Below are 14,520 nucleotides of genomic sequence, written 5' to 3' on the forward strand. Positions count from 1 at the left end.
GTTGATGGTAATTCCCTCATTTCAATAATAATCAATAATAAAAGCTAACTGTCTTAAAATACATTTTGAATAGTAACCTTAAAGGCTTAGAATAAGAGTATTACAGCGAAGAAATTGGGTGTGTGATGGAGTCGATTCTAAAGTATATAGAAGATATGGGCTTTTATATGGTATTAATTTTACCGATCATTCTAGTGGTTCGTTTCATTCAAATAAAACGCAATAATAAACAATTGAATATCTTACGAGAATGCGGGATTGTCTTTTTTTTCATGTTCCTGGCGGGGCTGTTGTCACAGACGATTTTGCCATCAGTGAGCAATCAAGGCGGGGAAGTGCAATTAATAAACGGAGATCATCAAGCAATTAATATAGAACTTTTTCGAGTCTTGTTTGAAACATATAACGCGATTAAATATTTGAACTTATGGCAACCTTTTTTCATTAATTTCGTTGGTAATATTGTGATGTTTCTTCCGATTGGCTTTTTTCTTCCGTTGTTATGGCAGAAATTCAATCGCGCTTGGAAAGTGATTGGGACTGGACTGCTCCTATCATTAGCCATAGAAATATTACAGTTACCTCAAATGCGCAGCAGTGACGTGGACGATTTGTGGCTGAATACATTGGGGACGGCAATTGGCTATGTCTTGTATAGAGGGTTCCCTAAATCGTTCAAAAAATGGTTTAAAAACTAGAGCCATGGGTAAATAACCTATGAATCTAGAAATTAAGGGGTTTGACTGCATGATACCACCAGTAGAAACAAAAATGGACGGAAAGAAAATGACCGTTATCGATGATTTGGTTAAACAAGGCGTATTTAAAGTTGAAGGAAAACAATTATATGAACTATCCCTATATGAATTAATTAAAGAGCATATGGAAAAAGTAGATTAATTAGGTGTCAGAGTAACAGGAGCGATCCAGTTACTCTGGCTCTTTTTTGTGGGTCTGTTGATATAGGTTCATAAAACAGATAAAAAGTGACATTAAATTAACTGGGGAAAAATGATATAATTTCACATTGAAGTGATTAATAAATGATTGAATGAGATGTCGGGAAGCGAAATGTTTGGGAGGAGTTCTCATGAGTCAAACAAAGCGCAAAAAATTTATCAAGGATTGGCTGGATGAGGCAACCATTGCTGATATGTAGGATCTAGTAATGAAATGACTTCTGAGGATTTGGTTTTCATGTATAATTGCGATAAGTAAGTCGATGGACGATTCCAACTTGATGCCGTGGTCTTTCCTCAAGATCATGTGTGCTGTATCGGTGCTGCCGCAGGTACACCATTCATCACTGTTCCTGCGGATTTTTCGCAGGCAGGAGAACCCTTTGGACTTACCTTTTCAGGCTTCGCGTGGAGTGAGCTTTTGCTCATTTCAATGGCATATGCATTCTAACAAAAAGTAATTGCTCGGAGAAAACCGTAATTCACGTTACAATATAAACACAAACTATGTTTTTTTGGAAAAGAGAGTTGATATCACAATGACAACAAATTCATTTTTACCTATATTGCTTGGATCAGATATGAATGCTTATGGAATGGCACGTGCTTTTCACGAAGCCTATGGTTTAAAGCCGCTAGTCCTTGGACGTATGAATTTATCCGCAACACAAGACAGCAAAATCCTGGATTTTCAGGTTATCCCGCGTTTAAATGAACAGGACGTATTCGTTCCGGCACTTATTAAAGTGGCGGGTGAACATACAGACAAAAAGCTTTTGCTCCTTGCATGTGGCGATGATTATGCAAAATTAATCATTAAAAATAAGGAGCAATTGCTGCCTTATTTCGCGGTTCCATATATTGATGAAAAATTAATGGATCGCATCGTTCTTAAAGAGAACTTCTATAATATTTGTGAGCAATACGGCTTTGCCTATCCTAAAACGTCACTATGCACATATGACACGAAGGATACGTTTGCAATTGACTTTATGTATCCAATCATCATTAAAGCATCAAACTCTGTAGCGTACTGGAATTGCTCGTTCCCTGGAAAGAAAAAAGTGTTTGTCGCACACGATGAAGCAGAAAAAAACGCCATTATCGAAGCGATCTATAGCTCATCTTACAAAGATAATTTAACGATTCAGGAATTTATTCCTGGAGACGATTCCTACATGCGCGTGTTGAACGCATACGTTGGGAAAGATGGCGAAGTTAAGCTCATGTCACTTGGAAATCCAATTCTCGAAGAACATTCTCCAGAAGGAATCGGGAGCTATGCGGCAATCATTAATACATTTGATGAGGCATTACTTGACCGAGTTCGTGTATTCCTAGAAGATATTGGCTACACAGGCTTCGCGAATTTTGATATGAAGCTGGATTTGCGTGATGGTGAATATAAACTGTTTGAAATCAACTTGCGAAATGGCCGCAGCAGTTACTATGTAACGGCAAGTGGACATAATTTGATGAAATACGTAGCAGACGATCATATGCTCAATATTCCACAAACATTGACGTATGCGAAGGACAAGCACTTATGGATGATCATTCCTAAAGGTGTATTATTCAAATACGCACAAAACGAGCTGTTGAAAGAAGAAGCCAGGGAGTTAATTTCAGAAGGAAAAGTGACAAATCACTTATTCTACAAAGAGGATTTCAATCCGAAACGTTGGGCGAAATTGACGCTCAATAATTTGAATTACTATCGTAAATACAAAAAATACTTTAATAACAAAGGTTTGTCATAAGTTATGAAGACGAAAATATTAGGCATCATTGGAGGGGTAGGTCCCCTGGCCACTATGTTGCTTGGTGAAATGATTGTCAAACGCACGAAAGCGAAAACCGATCAACAGCATGTCAACATGGTGATTACCAATAATACGGCCATACCAGACCGTACAACATATATCTTAGATCGATCGAAAGCCAACCCAGTGCCAGTGATGATTTCCGATGCTACAAAACTGAAATCTATTGGTGCGGAAGTGTTGGCGGTTCCGTGCAATACTGCTCACTCTTTTTATAAAGAGATTCAACAAGGAGCGGAAATTCCCGTATTGCACATGATTAACGAAACGGCAAAACGTGCAGCTCAAATTGGTGCCAAAAAAGTAGGAATTCTGGCAACAACAGGTACATTGACGGCTTCTGTTTACCAACTGGCTTGTAAAGAGAGTGGCATTCAACCGGTTGTACCCGATGAGGAAACTCAGAAACTGGTCATGTCAGTTATTTATGATGACGTCAAAGCTGGGCAACCTGTCGATTTTCTAAAATGGCAGCAAATCATCAATCAAATGAACGAATTGGGTTGCGATCATTTGATATTGGGCTGTACAGAATTATCGATTGTCAAAAAAGAACTGAATCTTGATGAAACTTATATTGATTCGCTGATGGTATTAGCTGAAAGTGCCATACTTGCATGCGGCTACGAATTGAATGATTAAACATGCTCTGTCTCCTTCATGGGGACAGGGTTTTTATTATGGGGAAAACGACTGAATATATCAGTAAAAGGTTGAAGATAGTGATTTGTGGTACACTAGGAGCATGTATTTATAAAGGTGGAATAACCCATGACATTTATCGAAAACTTAAAACCAGAACTTCAAAATAAATGGAAATTTGAATATGAAATGCCTGTTCAGTCACAATTAATCCCTAGCATGCTGGAAGGAAAAGATGTGGTGGCACAATCGCCGACAGGATCAGGGAAAACTTTGGCGTATGTATTGCCGATATTGAATCAAGTGAATGGTGCCATTCAAAAAACACAAGCACTTATCGTTGCCCCTTCACAGGAACTATCCATGCAAATCGTTGAAGTATTGCGAGAGTGGACTGCAGATACCGATATTACGGTTGCTCAACTAATCGGAGGAGCCAATATGGCTCGTCAATTGGAAAAATTAAAGAAAAAGCCCACAATTGTTGTAGGAACACCGGGGCGTTTGAATGAATTAATGAAATCAAAGAAACTTAAATTGCACGATATACGACATATTGTTTTAGATGAGGGAGATCAACTATTGGCCCGTGAGCATCGTGGTATCATTAAAGCGCTTATCGATGGGTCTAATCATGACAGACAGATTGTGGTCGTTTCAGCAACAATAACAGAAGAAATTGAGCTTGTTGCAAGCCGCATGATGAAAGAGCCGATTCGAATTCAAGTTAGTCATGAAGAATTGCCAGCACAAGGAAAAGTGGTCCATTCATTCGTCAAAGTAGAAGAACGAGATAAAACCGATTTATTGCGACGGTTGGCGCACGTAGAAGGCTTACGGGGTCTAGCATTTGTCAATAATTTAGATCAATTGTTGATGAAAGAAACGAAACTGAAATTCCGTGAAGCAAAAATAGTTGCCTTGCACTCAGATATGAAAAAAGAAGAACGTAAGCAGGCATTGGCTTCTTTCCGTAAAGGCGAAGTAAGCATACTGATCGCTACAGATATTGCAGCACGAGGTCTTGACATTGAAGGATTGACTCATGTCATTCACGTCGATGTACCGCACTCAATAGAACCTTATCTGCACCGTTCAGGTCGAACAGGCCGTGCTGGTGCTGACGGGGAAGTATTGTCTTTATTAACCTACACAGACGAAAAGAATTTTAAAAAATGGACGAAAGAATTGCCTTCAAAACCCGTTCAAAAGGTATGGGATCAAGGTAAATTGATTGAAGGGTCCTCAAAAACGGTGCAACAAAGGGGGAAAAAGAAATGACATTTGAAGAGAAACTAGCCGAATATGCAGATTTGGCAGTTCGCGTTGGAATCAATGTCCAACCTGGTCAATATGTATTGATAAATACAACGACTGATACCCTTGATTTTACGCGTTTGGTTGTGAAGAAATCATATGAAGCTGGAGCAAAGCGTGTCCATGTGAATTTCTCAGATGGACCGATAAATCGTGCTTTTTATGAGTTGGCACCAGATTCCGCTATGCACGAATTTCCTGCATGGATGGTTACACAGCGTGAAGAATTGATCGATCAGCAGGGAGCTTTGTTGTGGATTGATGCAGAAGATCCTGATTTATTGGCTGGAATTCCTGCCAAACGCATTTCCGATCAACAAAAAGTGGCTGGCCGTGCATTGGAAAAATATCGCGCTTCCGTCATGTCAGATAAAATTGCTTGGTCGATTGTAGCTATACCTTCAGAGATGTGGGCAGCCAAAGTATTCCCGGATTTGCCAAAAGAAGAGCAGTTATCCATGCTATGGGAAACGATTTTTAAAACCGTACGCATCGGAGATGGAACTGCTGTTGATCAATGGAAAACACATATCCGCGATTTGGAAGCCCGTGCAACAGCTTTAAATGATAAACGTTTCAAAAAAATTATTTATAAAGCACCAGGCACGGATTTGATAATCGAATTGCCGGATAAACATATTTGGATGTCCGGTGCCAGCAGAACACCTAACAGAACAGCGTTTATTGCGAATATGCCGACTGAAGAAGTGTACACTGCTCCATTAAAATTTGGTGTAAATGGCTATGTCCGTAATACTAAACCATTTGTATATCAAGGTAATATCATAGACAAATTTACGTTAACATTTGAAAAAGGAAAGATCGTGAAGGCTGAGGCTGAAGTAGGGAATGACTTATTGCAGCAACTCATTCAACATGATGAAGGCTCTGCTTATTTAGGGGAGTTGGCATTGGTACCTCATGAATCACCGATTTCATCTTCTGGAATTTTGTTCTACAACACATTATTTGATGAAAATGCCTCTAACCATTTAGCAATTGGCGAAGCGTATCCAACATGCGTTGAGGGTGCACGGGACTTAGAAGAAGCACAGCTTCGTGCTTTAGGATTAAATACATCAATCACTCATGAAGATTTCATGATAGGCAGTGCAGAAATGGACATTGATGGCGAATACGAAGATGGTACAAGAGAACCGATTTTCCGCAAAGGTAATTGGGCATTTTAAGGTGATGTCATGATTATCAAAAAACTAACTGTCGTGTTGTTCAGTCTGGGCCTGTTTTTAGTGCCATTACAGACAAGCGCTCAAGTAATTGGACCAGTTTCTTATGTGGCTCTCGGTGACTCACTTGCGGCAGGTCAAACCCCGACACGTGAGATTGATACTGGTTACAGTGATTTAATTGCCCAAGAAATTGCGAGAAATCAACCACTGGCCTTCTACTCAAAAGATTTGGCGTTCCCAGGATTTACGAGCGCTGATGTGTTGAAGCGAGTCCAATCGAAAGAAGCAAAACCTTTGCTACAAAATGCAAATCTCATCACGATATCTGCTGGAGCAAACGATCTTCTGAGATTAATAAAATCAGATGCAAAATCAGGTTCACTGTCATTTCAGCAAATCCCAGCAGACTATTCTTTGAACAATGTACGAAAGAATATGAAGACCATGCTTGCAGAGTTGAAAAAGATTGCACCAAAAGCGGAAGTGTATGTAATGGGTTATTATTTTGCCTATCCGCATGCTCGTGACTCACAAAAAGTCGGTACTGCGAAACAACTGAATCGATTGAATCAAATTTTGGCAAACGTGGCAAAAGAAGCGGGTGTGAAATTTGTATCTGTGGAAACTGCATTTGGAGATCAAGCCACTGGCAAAGTACCGAACCCTGCTGATGTGCATCCGAATGCTGAAGGATACAGAGCCATGGCTAACAGCTTCTTCAATGTCTATGCTAAAGGTGGCATGCAGGTATTGGCAGGGGAGATTCCTCCTGCAAATCCACTGAGCTTCGAACAGATTATGAAAGACCGTCAAGGAGCAAAGGCAACGGCAGCTGGAGATGAATCTGCCGCACTGCCATCATCATTTTTGGAAGAAGATTATATTGCCATATCTGAAATGAAAACGATGATATAAAAAAAGTTGGAACTCAGATTAATGAGTTCCAACTTTTTATTTGCGTGGATATGTTATTGTTGTGGAGCGTTTTCTTGAATCCAATACTTTTTTTACGATTGGAATAATAATTGGCGCAAACTTTACAGCTGTCTTAACTAAGTTACCGATTCTCATGTGTATCGCTCCTGTCAGTATTGTACATTAATTTAATTCCCGTAAAGAGCCCAAGGTAAACCTATTGCAGTACTTTAATTCCTTGGATGATATTCCAGATCAATACAATAAGATAAAGAATACCATACACTGCAATAAACAAGAAAGGAAGTCCTGCAGTCAGGAAGTTAAATGATGTGCTAGGCTCTACAGTGCCATCAACTGTCGTGCTGAATACTGCGATTGAACCAATCACTAATACAATGAACCCGACAATTCCGAGCACCACGGGAATCAAGTGTGACAGAAGAGAGCGTTTCGCATGATACTTAACCTCAGCTGTCGGTGAAACGAAATATACGATTAATGGCAATAAGAATGGAGCGAATAAAATACTGAAATAACACAAAGCGGATAATATACGTTGATTATCCATTAATACTCCTCCTTTAATGCTTACTGCCTTTAATACGTTACAACATTAATAGAGGTTTCAAATCAATGCATATTTCGTTAAAATGTCTGCATATTGCTCAACGGATGATATCAATACATACTCTCCTGGTCCGTGCCAGTCGTCTCCGCTTGGTCCGAACTCAATTGCTCCAGCACCAGTTTTTGCATAGTAACGTGTATCCGCAGCTCCATGCTGCCCGAATAACACAGCCTCTTTTTGGGTTACTTGTGCTATAACACCAGCAAGAGATTGAACAAAAGCATTATCTTCGGTTGTTGTAATGGCGGGTGTTTTACCGCCAGGTTTGACAATATTTTTGGGGTTAATAGATTGAGCAAGTTCAGTCATTTCTTCAATAATATCTTCCCATTTTTGTCCTGGAACAAAGCGAATATCGTAGTTAACTAGACATTCATCAGGTACGACATTATATCGATCGCCTGCCTGGATTTTAGCCAAGTTAATGGAAGGATATTCGTAATATGGATTGCTTGCTTTCGTAAATGGTAGTGTCTTTAATTGTTCATTAAATTTAAAGGCTGCTTCAATGGCATTCGTTCCTTCCCATGGACGGGATCCGTGGGCAGCTTTTCCGAACAAAGTGACATCCGCATGCAGAATTCCTTTCGATTGAACACTTAGTTTCAGGTGAGTTGGTTCTCCGCAAATGACAAAGTCACCTGAGCGACCAATTTCTACAAGATGACCGGATGTTTTACTTCCACCCGTTTCTTCATCCGTTACAATATGTAAAACAATGCGTTGCTTAAGTTCTTCCCTTGCAGAATAAGTACGTCGGAACGCTTCCATCATGGCTGCCACTCCAGCTTTCATATCTGCGGATCCACGACCATACAAGCGGTCGCCTTCGATAACGGGATTGAATTGCTCGATTTTTCCAGGTACTACATCCACATGGCCATTCCATACGATGGTTGTGGGACCTTGTCCGATTTCAGCGTGAATCATCAATCGGCCTTCATTTTCAAGAACTTCATGTGTGATTTCATGACTATCGAGCCATTTTGAACAAAATCGAAGTGCTTCATTGGCACCTTCTTCTGTATCACTTTTAATTGCTACCAAATTTTTCAATAACTCGATCATGTAACTTCACATCCTCAATAAATTTTTATATTCAGTATACTACCGCTGTTCCAAAAGTCACAGAACTAACGAAACCCTCTTGCTTCTCTTTCCCTCTTTGGTTACAATTAACCCGTAATATCAAAATTAGATGTATTTACCACAAGGGGAGCCTGTAATGGCTGAGAGTGAGCGAGGAACGTTCTAACCCTTTGAACCTGTAAGTTAATGCTTGCGCAGGGATGTGGATAGAAACCGACTCCAACGACGTCAGGCTCTGTCCCTGAGGTTGTTTTTTTATGGTTTTTTCACCCTGACATGCGATTTGCAGTACATCGCAAAAGGAGGAAGCAAGATGAATCGAAGTAAGTTGTTATTATTAATTGAAGTGGCTATTTTTGCAGGAATCGGATTGGTATTGGATATGCTTTCTATTAACTTATGGTTCCAGGGCGGATCTATTAGTCTTGTCATGGTACCAATCGTATTGATGGCTATTCGATGGGGGCTTGCGGGAGGTTTGAGCACGGGTCTGATTATTGGGGTCCTTCAAATTTTAGCGGGAAGAGCTTATATTTTAACTCCTGCCCAAGGTTTCCTGGATTATTTCGTAGCGTTCACAGTTGTTGGCTTAGCAGCACTTGTCAGACATAAAGTAATACAAGCAAAAAATGAGCAGCGTAAAGGAAAAATGATTACTTATATCGTATTGGGAGCTGTTTTTGGTGGGCTCTTCCGGTTCTTTACACACGTAATCGCAGGAGTTATTTTCTTTTCAGAAGCTGCAGAAGGCAAGAACGTTTGGATTTATTCGCTCGTATATAACGGCGGTTATATGATTCCTTCCATTATTTTGACAGCAATTGTGTGCTCCATCATTTTCGTTGCTGCACCACGTTTGATTGAACATCGCAATAACGTTTGATTTATAGGTGTGTCTTTATTGAGTGGAATCATCAATGTTGGTAGCGAGTGGACAGAATTCGTTTTGAATGAACAAAAACCACGTTAAAACCCTGTATGGGTTGTTTTTAAAATTCGGCTGATGACGCAATTCCTCTATTGCGCATACTTTACTAGAGGTTTACCAAATGTTCAGAATGATTTTGGTAAATGGGAAAGCATCTTTTCTTGTGGTATAGTATGGGGTAGATAATTTGAGGAAGAAAGGGTTTAACGAATATGATTGCAAAAACTACTGAAGACTTTGAGTCGTTAAAAACTATCGGTCGCATCGTTGCAGAAATTCGTGATGTAATGCGAGAGGCAACAAAACCAGGTGTCACGACAAAAGAACTTGATGAGATCGCTGGCCGCATGTTTAAAGAAAAAGGAGCTATTTCTGGTCCTAAAGGGGAGTACGATTTCCCTGGATTTACATGCATCAGTGTCAATGAAGAAGTTGCTCATGGCATTCCTGGTTCACGTGTCATCAAAGATGGAGACCTAGTGAACATCGACGTATCCGGATCATTCAATGGCTATTTCGCAGATACGGGAATTTCATTTGTAGTGGGTGAAGGCTACGCGAAGAAAGAAAAGCTATGTGAAGTAGCTGAAAGTGCATTTAACCGTGCAATGTTGAAAGTAAAGGCTGGTGCTCGGTTAAATCAAATCGGCAAAGCTGTGGAACGTGAAGCGAAGCAAAATGGATTAACTGTCATTATGAACTTAACTGGACATGGTATCGGAAAATCTCTTCATGAAGCACCACAGCATATTTTGAATTACTTTGATGCATGGGAACCTACCATCTTAAAAGAAGGTATGGTTTTGGCAGTTGAGCCGTTCATTTCAGAAAAAGCGGAACATATCGTGGAGTCTGGTGACGGTTGGACTTTCTTGACTCCGGATAAATCATTAGTTGCACAGATTGAACATACGGTCATCGTTACTAAAGATGCGCCAATTCTTATTACGAAAATCGATTAAATAATGCGAAAGACCAACTGCTATGAACGCGCAGTTGGTCTTTTTTTAATAAATAGGATGCCCGCTAGCATGACTGCACATAAGAAAAGAGCAGCTGTAGAGACAAGAAGTTCTTCGAAACCATTTCGGACCGCAATTCCGATATAAGCCCAAATAAAGACAAATACATAAGCGATATCAAAATGGTGGAATCGAATATGTAGTGCGAGTGCTGTTCCAACAGTCATCATGATGACTGCCCATAGGGGGTCACTCAATCCCCAGCCATTCCACTGATATAGAGTTAGGACATAACTAATATTCGTAATCGTTGCAACACTGATCCATCCCAAATAAATTGATATTGGAAAGCGACCAGTAAGAAGGTTATCGGATACTGGATAAGTACGATAAAGTAAAGTTAGTGTAATTAGGTATGCAATCATCACGACAACCGTAAATAAGAAATATTCATAATGCCATAAATAAATCCATGCCACATTAAAAATGCAACTGATGATAAACAGATTTGAGCGCTTTATATAGGTTGCATCTATATCTTTACTCCTCTTCCACATACCTACCAACCAAATGAGCATCAATACATAAATAACGGACCAAATTGAAAATACATAGCCGGCCGGTGTAAATAGTACAGGAAGACGATTGGAAATTTCACCAGTTGTTTGATTGTTAAGTGGTAAAATATTTGCCAATGCATTGATGATAACCACACCAATCAGTGCGATGACCATTAGTGCGAAACGAACCACAGCATTCACCTCCTATACATTAGTATAACGTCAGTCCAAAGCAACAACAAATTTCTATTTACCAAAACTCTCTGTAAAATGAAGTTTAAAAGAATGAAGGTCTCTGGATTGACAGAATTTGTCACGGCTGCTGAAGAAATGTTGAACAGGCTCCGTGGTTTATCGTTGAAGCGAATAATAAGAAATATGCACGCAAGGTTGTTTTAAAAAGAATTCTGGAACATATTATGCAAGTGTGCATTGAAAAAGGCATACCCATTGCAAAACTACAGAACGATGTTTCGCAAGGCGAAGAAGCATGATATAATAGTGTAGTGTTTTCAGAAAATTTAGAAAGACATGGGGGAAAGATATTGACTACAAAGACGTATGCTGAAGTTTGGGACTTGGACGTATTTTTTAAGGGAGGAAGCTCATCTCCTGAACTTCGTGAACATTTGGATGCTTTAGCAAGTAGACTTGATACTTTTGAGCAAACTTTATCATCCTTTGTTGTTCCAACAGGGGAATCAGACGCTACTAAAATTTCTTCTATTATTGAAGAAACTAAACAAGTTGCTGAAAATTTAACACAAGCTGGAGCAGTTGTTGGTTGTTATTTAGCTCAAGATACTACTGATAAACAAGCGAACTTATTGCAAGGGGAAATCGGCTCTTTAGGTGCTCGTTTTTCTTCATCCATGCTCGTTGTTCAACAACAGTTATCAAAAACTGAAGAAACTGTTTGGACTGCTTTAATGAAGGACGATCAATTAAAAGAATTTGCTTTTGTTCTAAACGAATGGCGAGATGAAGCGAAGGAATTACTTTCTGAAAAAGAAGAAGATATGATTACCGCTCTTGGGGTGGACGGCTATCATGGATGGGGTCAACTATACGATTTATTGGTTGGTGACGTGAAAGTTCGTGTCACAGTGGACGGAGAAGAAAAAGAGTTCTCTGTAGGACAAGCGAGTAACTTAAGTTCTCATCCGGATGCAAAAGTTCGAAAAGAATCGTTTGAAGCATTAGAACAAGCATGGACAGATAAAGAAGAGTTCTTTGCTAAAACATTGAACCATATGGCTGGATTTCGCTTGGCCGTTTACAAAAAACGTGGCTGGGATTCAATATTAAAAGAACCATTGCAAATAAATCGAATGAAACAGCAAACATTGGATGCTATGTGGGGCGCAATCAGCGCGCATAAAGCTCCATTTGTAGAATATTTAAAGCGTAAGGCTGAGCTGGTAGGAGCAGATGCCATGCATTGGTACGATTTAGACGCGCCAGTAACTGAATCTACTCAGAAAGTGTCATACCAGGAAGGTGCAGAGTTCATTTTAAAACACTTCGGCAAATTCGGTCCGGAGCTTGAGAAATTCTCACGACAGGCATTTGAAGATGAATGGATTGAGGCAGAAGACCGCCCTAATAAACGACCAGGTGGTTTCTGTACTGGGATGCCTCTATCACAGCAGTCCCGTATTTTTATGACATATAGTGGAACGATGTCCAACGTTGCAACATTGGCACATGAACTTGGTCATGCTTTCCATTCATATGCACTTCGTCCTGTACATTGGATGAATCGTCAATATGCAATGGGAGTTGCAGAAACAGCTTCTACATTTGCTGAAATGATTGTAGCTGATGCAGCAGTAAAAGAAGCATCAACAGCTGATGAAAAATTGGCATTGCTTGAAGATAAGATTCAACGAAGTGTCGCATTCTTCATGAACATTCATGCACGATTTTTATTTGAAACTCGTTTTTATGAGGAGCGTAAAAAAGGAATTGTTTCTGCTGCACGCTTAAATACATTGATGGAAGAAGCGCAACGTGAAGCATTTGGAGATGGATTAGGTGAAGTTCATCCGCATTTCTGGGCATCAAAACTGCATTTCTATATCACACATGTACCATTCTATAATTTCCCTTACACATTCGGTTATTTATTCAGCTTAAGCATTTATGCGAAAGCAATTGAAGAAGGCTGCAGTTTCGAAGAAAAGTATATCTCCCTACTTCAAGATACGGCAATCATGTCTGTTGAAGATTTAGCAATGAAGCATTTAGGAGAAGATATCACTCAACATGCGTTCTGGGAAAAAGGCATAGCACTATGTATTAAAGATGTGGAAGAGTTTCTGTCGTTAACTTCATCTAAAGGGTGATTTTCAATGATTTTACTGGACGGACAAACTTGTTTTTTACGAACATTAGATGAAAATGATGCTTCAGATCTCACCAATCTAGTATTTAAGAATCGACATTATTGGTCAATTTATGAACCAAGGCATCAGGATTCATACTTTACCGTAGCAGTACAAAGAGAAAAGATTCTAGAATCACTTCACCATATGAAGAACCAACGCGAATTCAGCTTCGGCATTTATGATAGACAGTCGGGGGAACTAATTGGTCATATTTCTATGTACAGTATTAAACGCCTACCTTTTTCAAGTGCTTTCATTGGTTATTCTATAGATGAATTGAATGTGGGCAAAGGGGTTGCGACAGAGGCGGTTCAACTTCTGGTCAAGTATGGAATGGAAGTTATAGGGTTACACCGCATTGAAGCATATGTTTCTCCGCGTAATGTTGGTTCAATGCGTGTCTTAGAAAAAGCAAAAATGCAAAAAGAAGGCTTGTTAAGACAGCTACTATTCATTAATGGTGAATGGGAAGATCATTACATTTATGCAATTTTAGAAAATGATTATTGAAAAGGCAAGGCCGCTTGGCGGAAATGGCGTAAAATGATGAATGGCTGGTTTCTCAATTGAGAAACCAGTTTTTTTATGTCGATTTCCCGGGAAATATTAGATGTTATAGGCTGATATGTTTACATATTTTCAACCCAATCATATAATAAACTGAAATCCAATAAGAATAGTAGGTTTTAATATGAAAACAATTCCGAAGCCTCTTGTGATGGCGAATCAATGACAATTGTCATATCAGTAGTCATTTCGCTTATTACACAATCCGCGTGGATGTTATTGATTCCTTTAGTTTCATGTCTTTTAAGTTTATTTACAGGATTCAATCCTGTTTTAGCCATAGTTAAGAAATTTTTAACCAAGCCAGCAAATGAATATGCCCAAGAAGATTATGACCAGCTACAATTTAACCAATGGTTGGCCGTTGGGTTTTTATTAATTGCGACGATTAGTTTCTTTATGAATTGGGGTATTTTGTTTAACATTGCAACTGTTATGGTGGGATTAGCAGCATTGATAGCTATTATGGGGTTTTGTATCGGATGCTTCATTCGTTTCCAATACCAACAATGGAATTATCGACGCAAAAAATCAGCAGAACAGTAAA

General features: G+C 39.4%; 16 protein-coding genes, 1 pseudogene and 1 riboswitch. Of the genes and pseudogenes, 14 read left to right on the forward strand and 3 right to left on the reverse strand.

The window, feature by feature from the left end; all coding sequences use genetic code 11:
- Nucleotides 1–125 precede the first annotated feature (125 nt).
- The 8 genes from MHH33_RS04010 (at nt 126) to MHH33_RS04045 (ending at nt 6,846) form a co-directional block, all read left to right on the forward strand.
- Nucleotides 126–698: a VanZ family protein gene (locus tag MHH33_RS04010; protein ID WP_016429276.1), complete on the forward strand. Its 573-nt coding sequence runs from the start codon at nt 126–128 to the stop codon at nt 696–698.
- Between the two features lie 49 nt (nt 699–747).
- Nucleotides 748–900, forward strand: coding sequence for a Fur-regulated basic protein FbpA (locus MHH33_RS04015; protein ID WP_016429275.1), 153 nt, complete (start codon nt 748–750; stop codon nt 898–900).
- A gap of 345 nt (nt 901–1,245) precedes the next feature.
- Nucleotides 1,246–1,410, forward strand: a complete 165-nt coding sequence (locus MHH33_RS04020; protein WP_342543019.1) for a hypothetical protein — start codon at nt 1,246–1,248, stop codon at nt 1,408–1,410.
- An 88-nt stretch (nt 1,411–1,498) separates the two neighbouring features.
- Nucleotides 1,499–2,719, forward strand: coding sequence for a hypothetical protein (locus MHH33_RS04025; protein ID WP_016429274.1), 1,221 nt, complete (start codon nt 1,499–1,501; stop codon nt 2,717–2,719).
- Nucleotides 2,720–2,722: 3 nt separating this feature from the next.
- On the forward strand, nt 2,723–3,424 hold the full coding sequence (locus MHH33_RS04030) for an amino acid racemase (RefSeq protein WP_016429273.1): 702 nt from the start codon (nt 2,723–2,725) through the stop codon (nt 3,422–3,424).
- 129 nt (nt 3,425–3,553) lie between these two features.
- Nucleotides 3,554–4,705: a DEAD/DEAH box helicase gene (locus MHH33_RS04035; RefSeq protein ID WP_016429272.1), complete on the forward strand. Its 1,152-nt coding sequence runs from the start codon at nt 3,554–3,556 to the stop codon at nt 4,703–4,705.
- The gene (locus MHH33_RS04040) at nt 4,702–5,931 is read left to right on the forward strand and encodes an aminopeptidase (protein WP_016429271.1); all 1,230 of its coding nucleotides are present in this window, start codon (nt 4,702–4,704) and stop codon (nt 5,929–5,931) included. The genes MHH33_RS04035 and MHH33_RS04040 overlap by 4 nt, the downstream gene beginning before the upstream one ends.
- 9 nt (nt 5,932–5,940) lie before the next feature.
- Nucleotides 5,941–6,846, forward strand: a complete 906-nt coding sequence (locus MHH33_RS04045; protein WP_016429270.1) for an SGNH/GDSL hydrolase family protein — start codon at nt 5,941–5,943, stop codon at nt 6,844–6,846.
- A gap of 217 nt (nt 6,847–7,063) precedes the next feature.
- Here the strand turns inward: MHH33_RS04045 and MHH33_RS04050 are convergent, their stop codons facing one another.
- The gene (locus MHH33_RS04050) at nt 7,064–7,417 is read right to left on the reverse strand and encodes a DUF4870 domain-containing protein (RefSeq protein WP_016429268.1); all 354 of its coding nucleotides are present in this window, start codon (nt 7,415–7,417) and stop codon (nt 7,064–7,066) included.
- Between the two features lie 57 nt (nt 7,418–7,474).
- Nucleotides 7,475–8,545 carry a M20/M25/M40 family metallo-hydrolase gene (locus MHH33_RS04055; RefSeq protein ID WP_342543020.1) on the reverse strand — a complete coding sequence of 357 codons (1,071 nt, stop codon included), beginning with the start codon at nt 8,543–8,545 and terminating at the stop codon, nt 7,475–7,477.
- A 134-nt stretch (nt 8,546–8,679) separates the two neighbouring features.
- A riboswitch (TPP riboswitch) is annotated at nt 8,680–8,784 on the forward strand.
- A 95-nt stretch (nt 8,785–8,879) separates the two neighbouring features.
- Here MHH33_RS04055 and thiT point away from each other — a divergent pair.
- Nucleotides 8,880–9,449, forward strand: coding sequence for an energy-coupled thiamine transporter ThiT (gene thiT, locus MHH33_RS04060; protein WP_016429266.1), 570 nt, complete (start codon nt 8,880–8,882; stop codon nt 9,447–9,449).
- A gap of 257 nt (nt 9,450–9,706) precedes the next feature.
- Nucleotides 9,707–10,456, forward strand: coding sequence for a type I methionyl aminopeptidase (gene map, locus MHH33_RS04065; RefSeq protein ID WP_016429265.1), 750 nt, complete (start codon nt 9,707–9,709; stop codon nt 10,454–10,456).
- A 20-nt stretch (nt 10,457–10,476) separates the two neighbouring features.
- Here the strand turns inward: map and MHH33_RS04070 are convergent, their stop codons facing one another.
- Nucleotides 10,477–11,208, reverse strand: coding sequence for a TspO/MBR family protein (locus MHH33_RS04070; protein WP_016429264.1), 732 nt, complete (start codon nt 11,206–11,208; stop codon nt 10,477–10,479).
- Between the two features lie 149 nt (nt 11,209–11,357).
- Here MHH33_RS04070 and MHH33_RS04075 point away from each other — a divergent pair.
- From MHH33_RS04075 to MHH33_RS04090, 4 genes and pseudogenes are all read left to right on the forward strand, one after another.
- A pseudogene (locus MHH33_RS04075) lies at nt 11,358–11,510 on the forward strand (polyphosphate kinase); the annotation flags it as partial.
- Between the two features lie 51 nt (nt 11,511–11,561).
- Nucleotides 11,562–13,364 carry a M3 family oligoendopeptidase gene (locus tag MHH33_RS04080; protein ID WP_016429263.1) on the forward strand — a complete coding sequence of 601 codons (1,803 nt, stop codon included), beginning with the start codon at nt 11,562–11,564 and terminating at the stop codon, nt 13,362–13,364.
- A gap of 6 nt (nt 13,365–13,370) precedes the next feature.
- Nucleotides 13,371–13,916 (forward strand): GNAT family protein, encoded by a 546-nt coding sequence (locus MHH33_RS04085; protein WP_016429262.1) that lies wholly within the window; start codon nt 13,371–13,373, stop codon nt 13,914–13,916.
- 219 nt (nt 13,917–14,135) lie between these two features.
- Entirely contained in the window at nt 14,136–14,519 is a 384-nt protein-coding gene (locus MHH33_RS04090) for a DUF4395 domain-containing protein (protein ID WP_342543021.1), read from the forward strand.
- Nucleotide 14,520 lies beyond the last annotated feature (1 nt).

This window comes from Paenisporosarcina sp. FSL H8-0542 (assembly GCF_038632915.1).
GTDB lineage: Bacteria > Bacillota > Bacilli > Bacillales_A > Planococcaceae > Paenisporosarcina.

Coding starts and splice junctions, on each gene's coding strand:
- MHH33_RS04085 (WP_016429262.1), top strand. CDS start 13,371: ATGATTTTACTGGACGGACAAACTTGTTTTTTACGAACATTAGATGAA.
- map (WP_016429265.1), top strand. CDS start 9,707: ATGATTGCAAAAACTACTGAAGACTTTGAGTCGTTAAAAACTATCGGT.
- MHH33_RS04090 (WP_342543021.1), top strand. CDS start 14,136: ATGACAATTGTCATATCAGTAGTCATTTCGCTTATTACACAATCCGCG.
- MHH33_RS04040 (WP_016429271.1), top strand. CDS start 4,702: ATGACATTTGAAGAGAAACTAGCCGAATATGCAGATTTGGCAGTTCGC.
- MHH33_RS04030 (WP_016429273.1), top strand. CDS start 2,723: ATGAAGACGAAAATATTAGGCATCATTGGAGGGGTAGGTCCCCTGGCC.
- MHH33_RS04015 (WP_016429275.1), top strand. CDS start 748: ATGATACCACCAGTAGAAACAAAAATGGACGGAAAGAAAATGACCGTT.
- MHH33_RS04035 (WP_016429272.1), top strand. CDS start 3,554: ATGACATTTATCGAAAACTTAAAACCAGAACTTCAAAATAAATGGAAA.
- MHH33_RS04025 (WP_016429274.1), top strand. CDS start 1,499: ATGACAACAAATTCATTTTTACCTATATTGCTTGGATCAGATATGAAT.
- MHH33_RS04050 (WP_016429268.1), bottom strand. CDS start 7,417: ATGGATAATCAACGTATATTATCCGCTTTGTGTTATTTCAGTATTTTA.
- MHH33_RS04045 (WP_016429270.1), top strand. CDS start 5,941: ATGATTATCAAAAAACTAACTGTCGTGTTGTTCAGTCTGGGCCTGTTT.
- MHH33_RS04010 (WP_016429276.1), top strand. CDS start 126: ATGGAGTCGATTCTAAAGTATATAGAAGATATGGGCTTTTATATGGTA.
- MHH33_RS04055 (WP_342543020.1), bottom strand. CDS start 8,545: ATGATCGAGTTATTGAAAAATTTGGTAGCAATTAAAAGTGATACAGAA.
- thiT (WP_016429266.1), top strand. CDS start 8,880: ATGAATCGAAGTAAGTTGTTATTATTAATTGAAGTGGCTATTTTTGCA.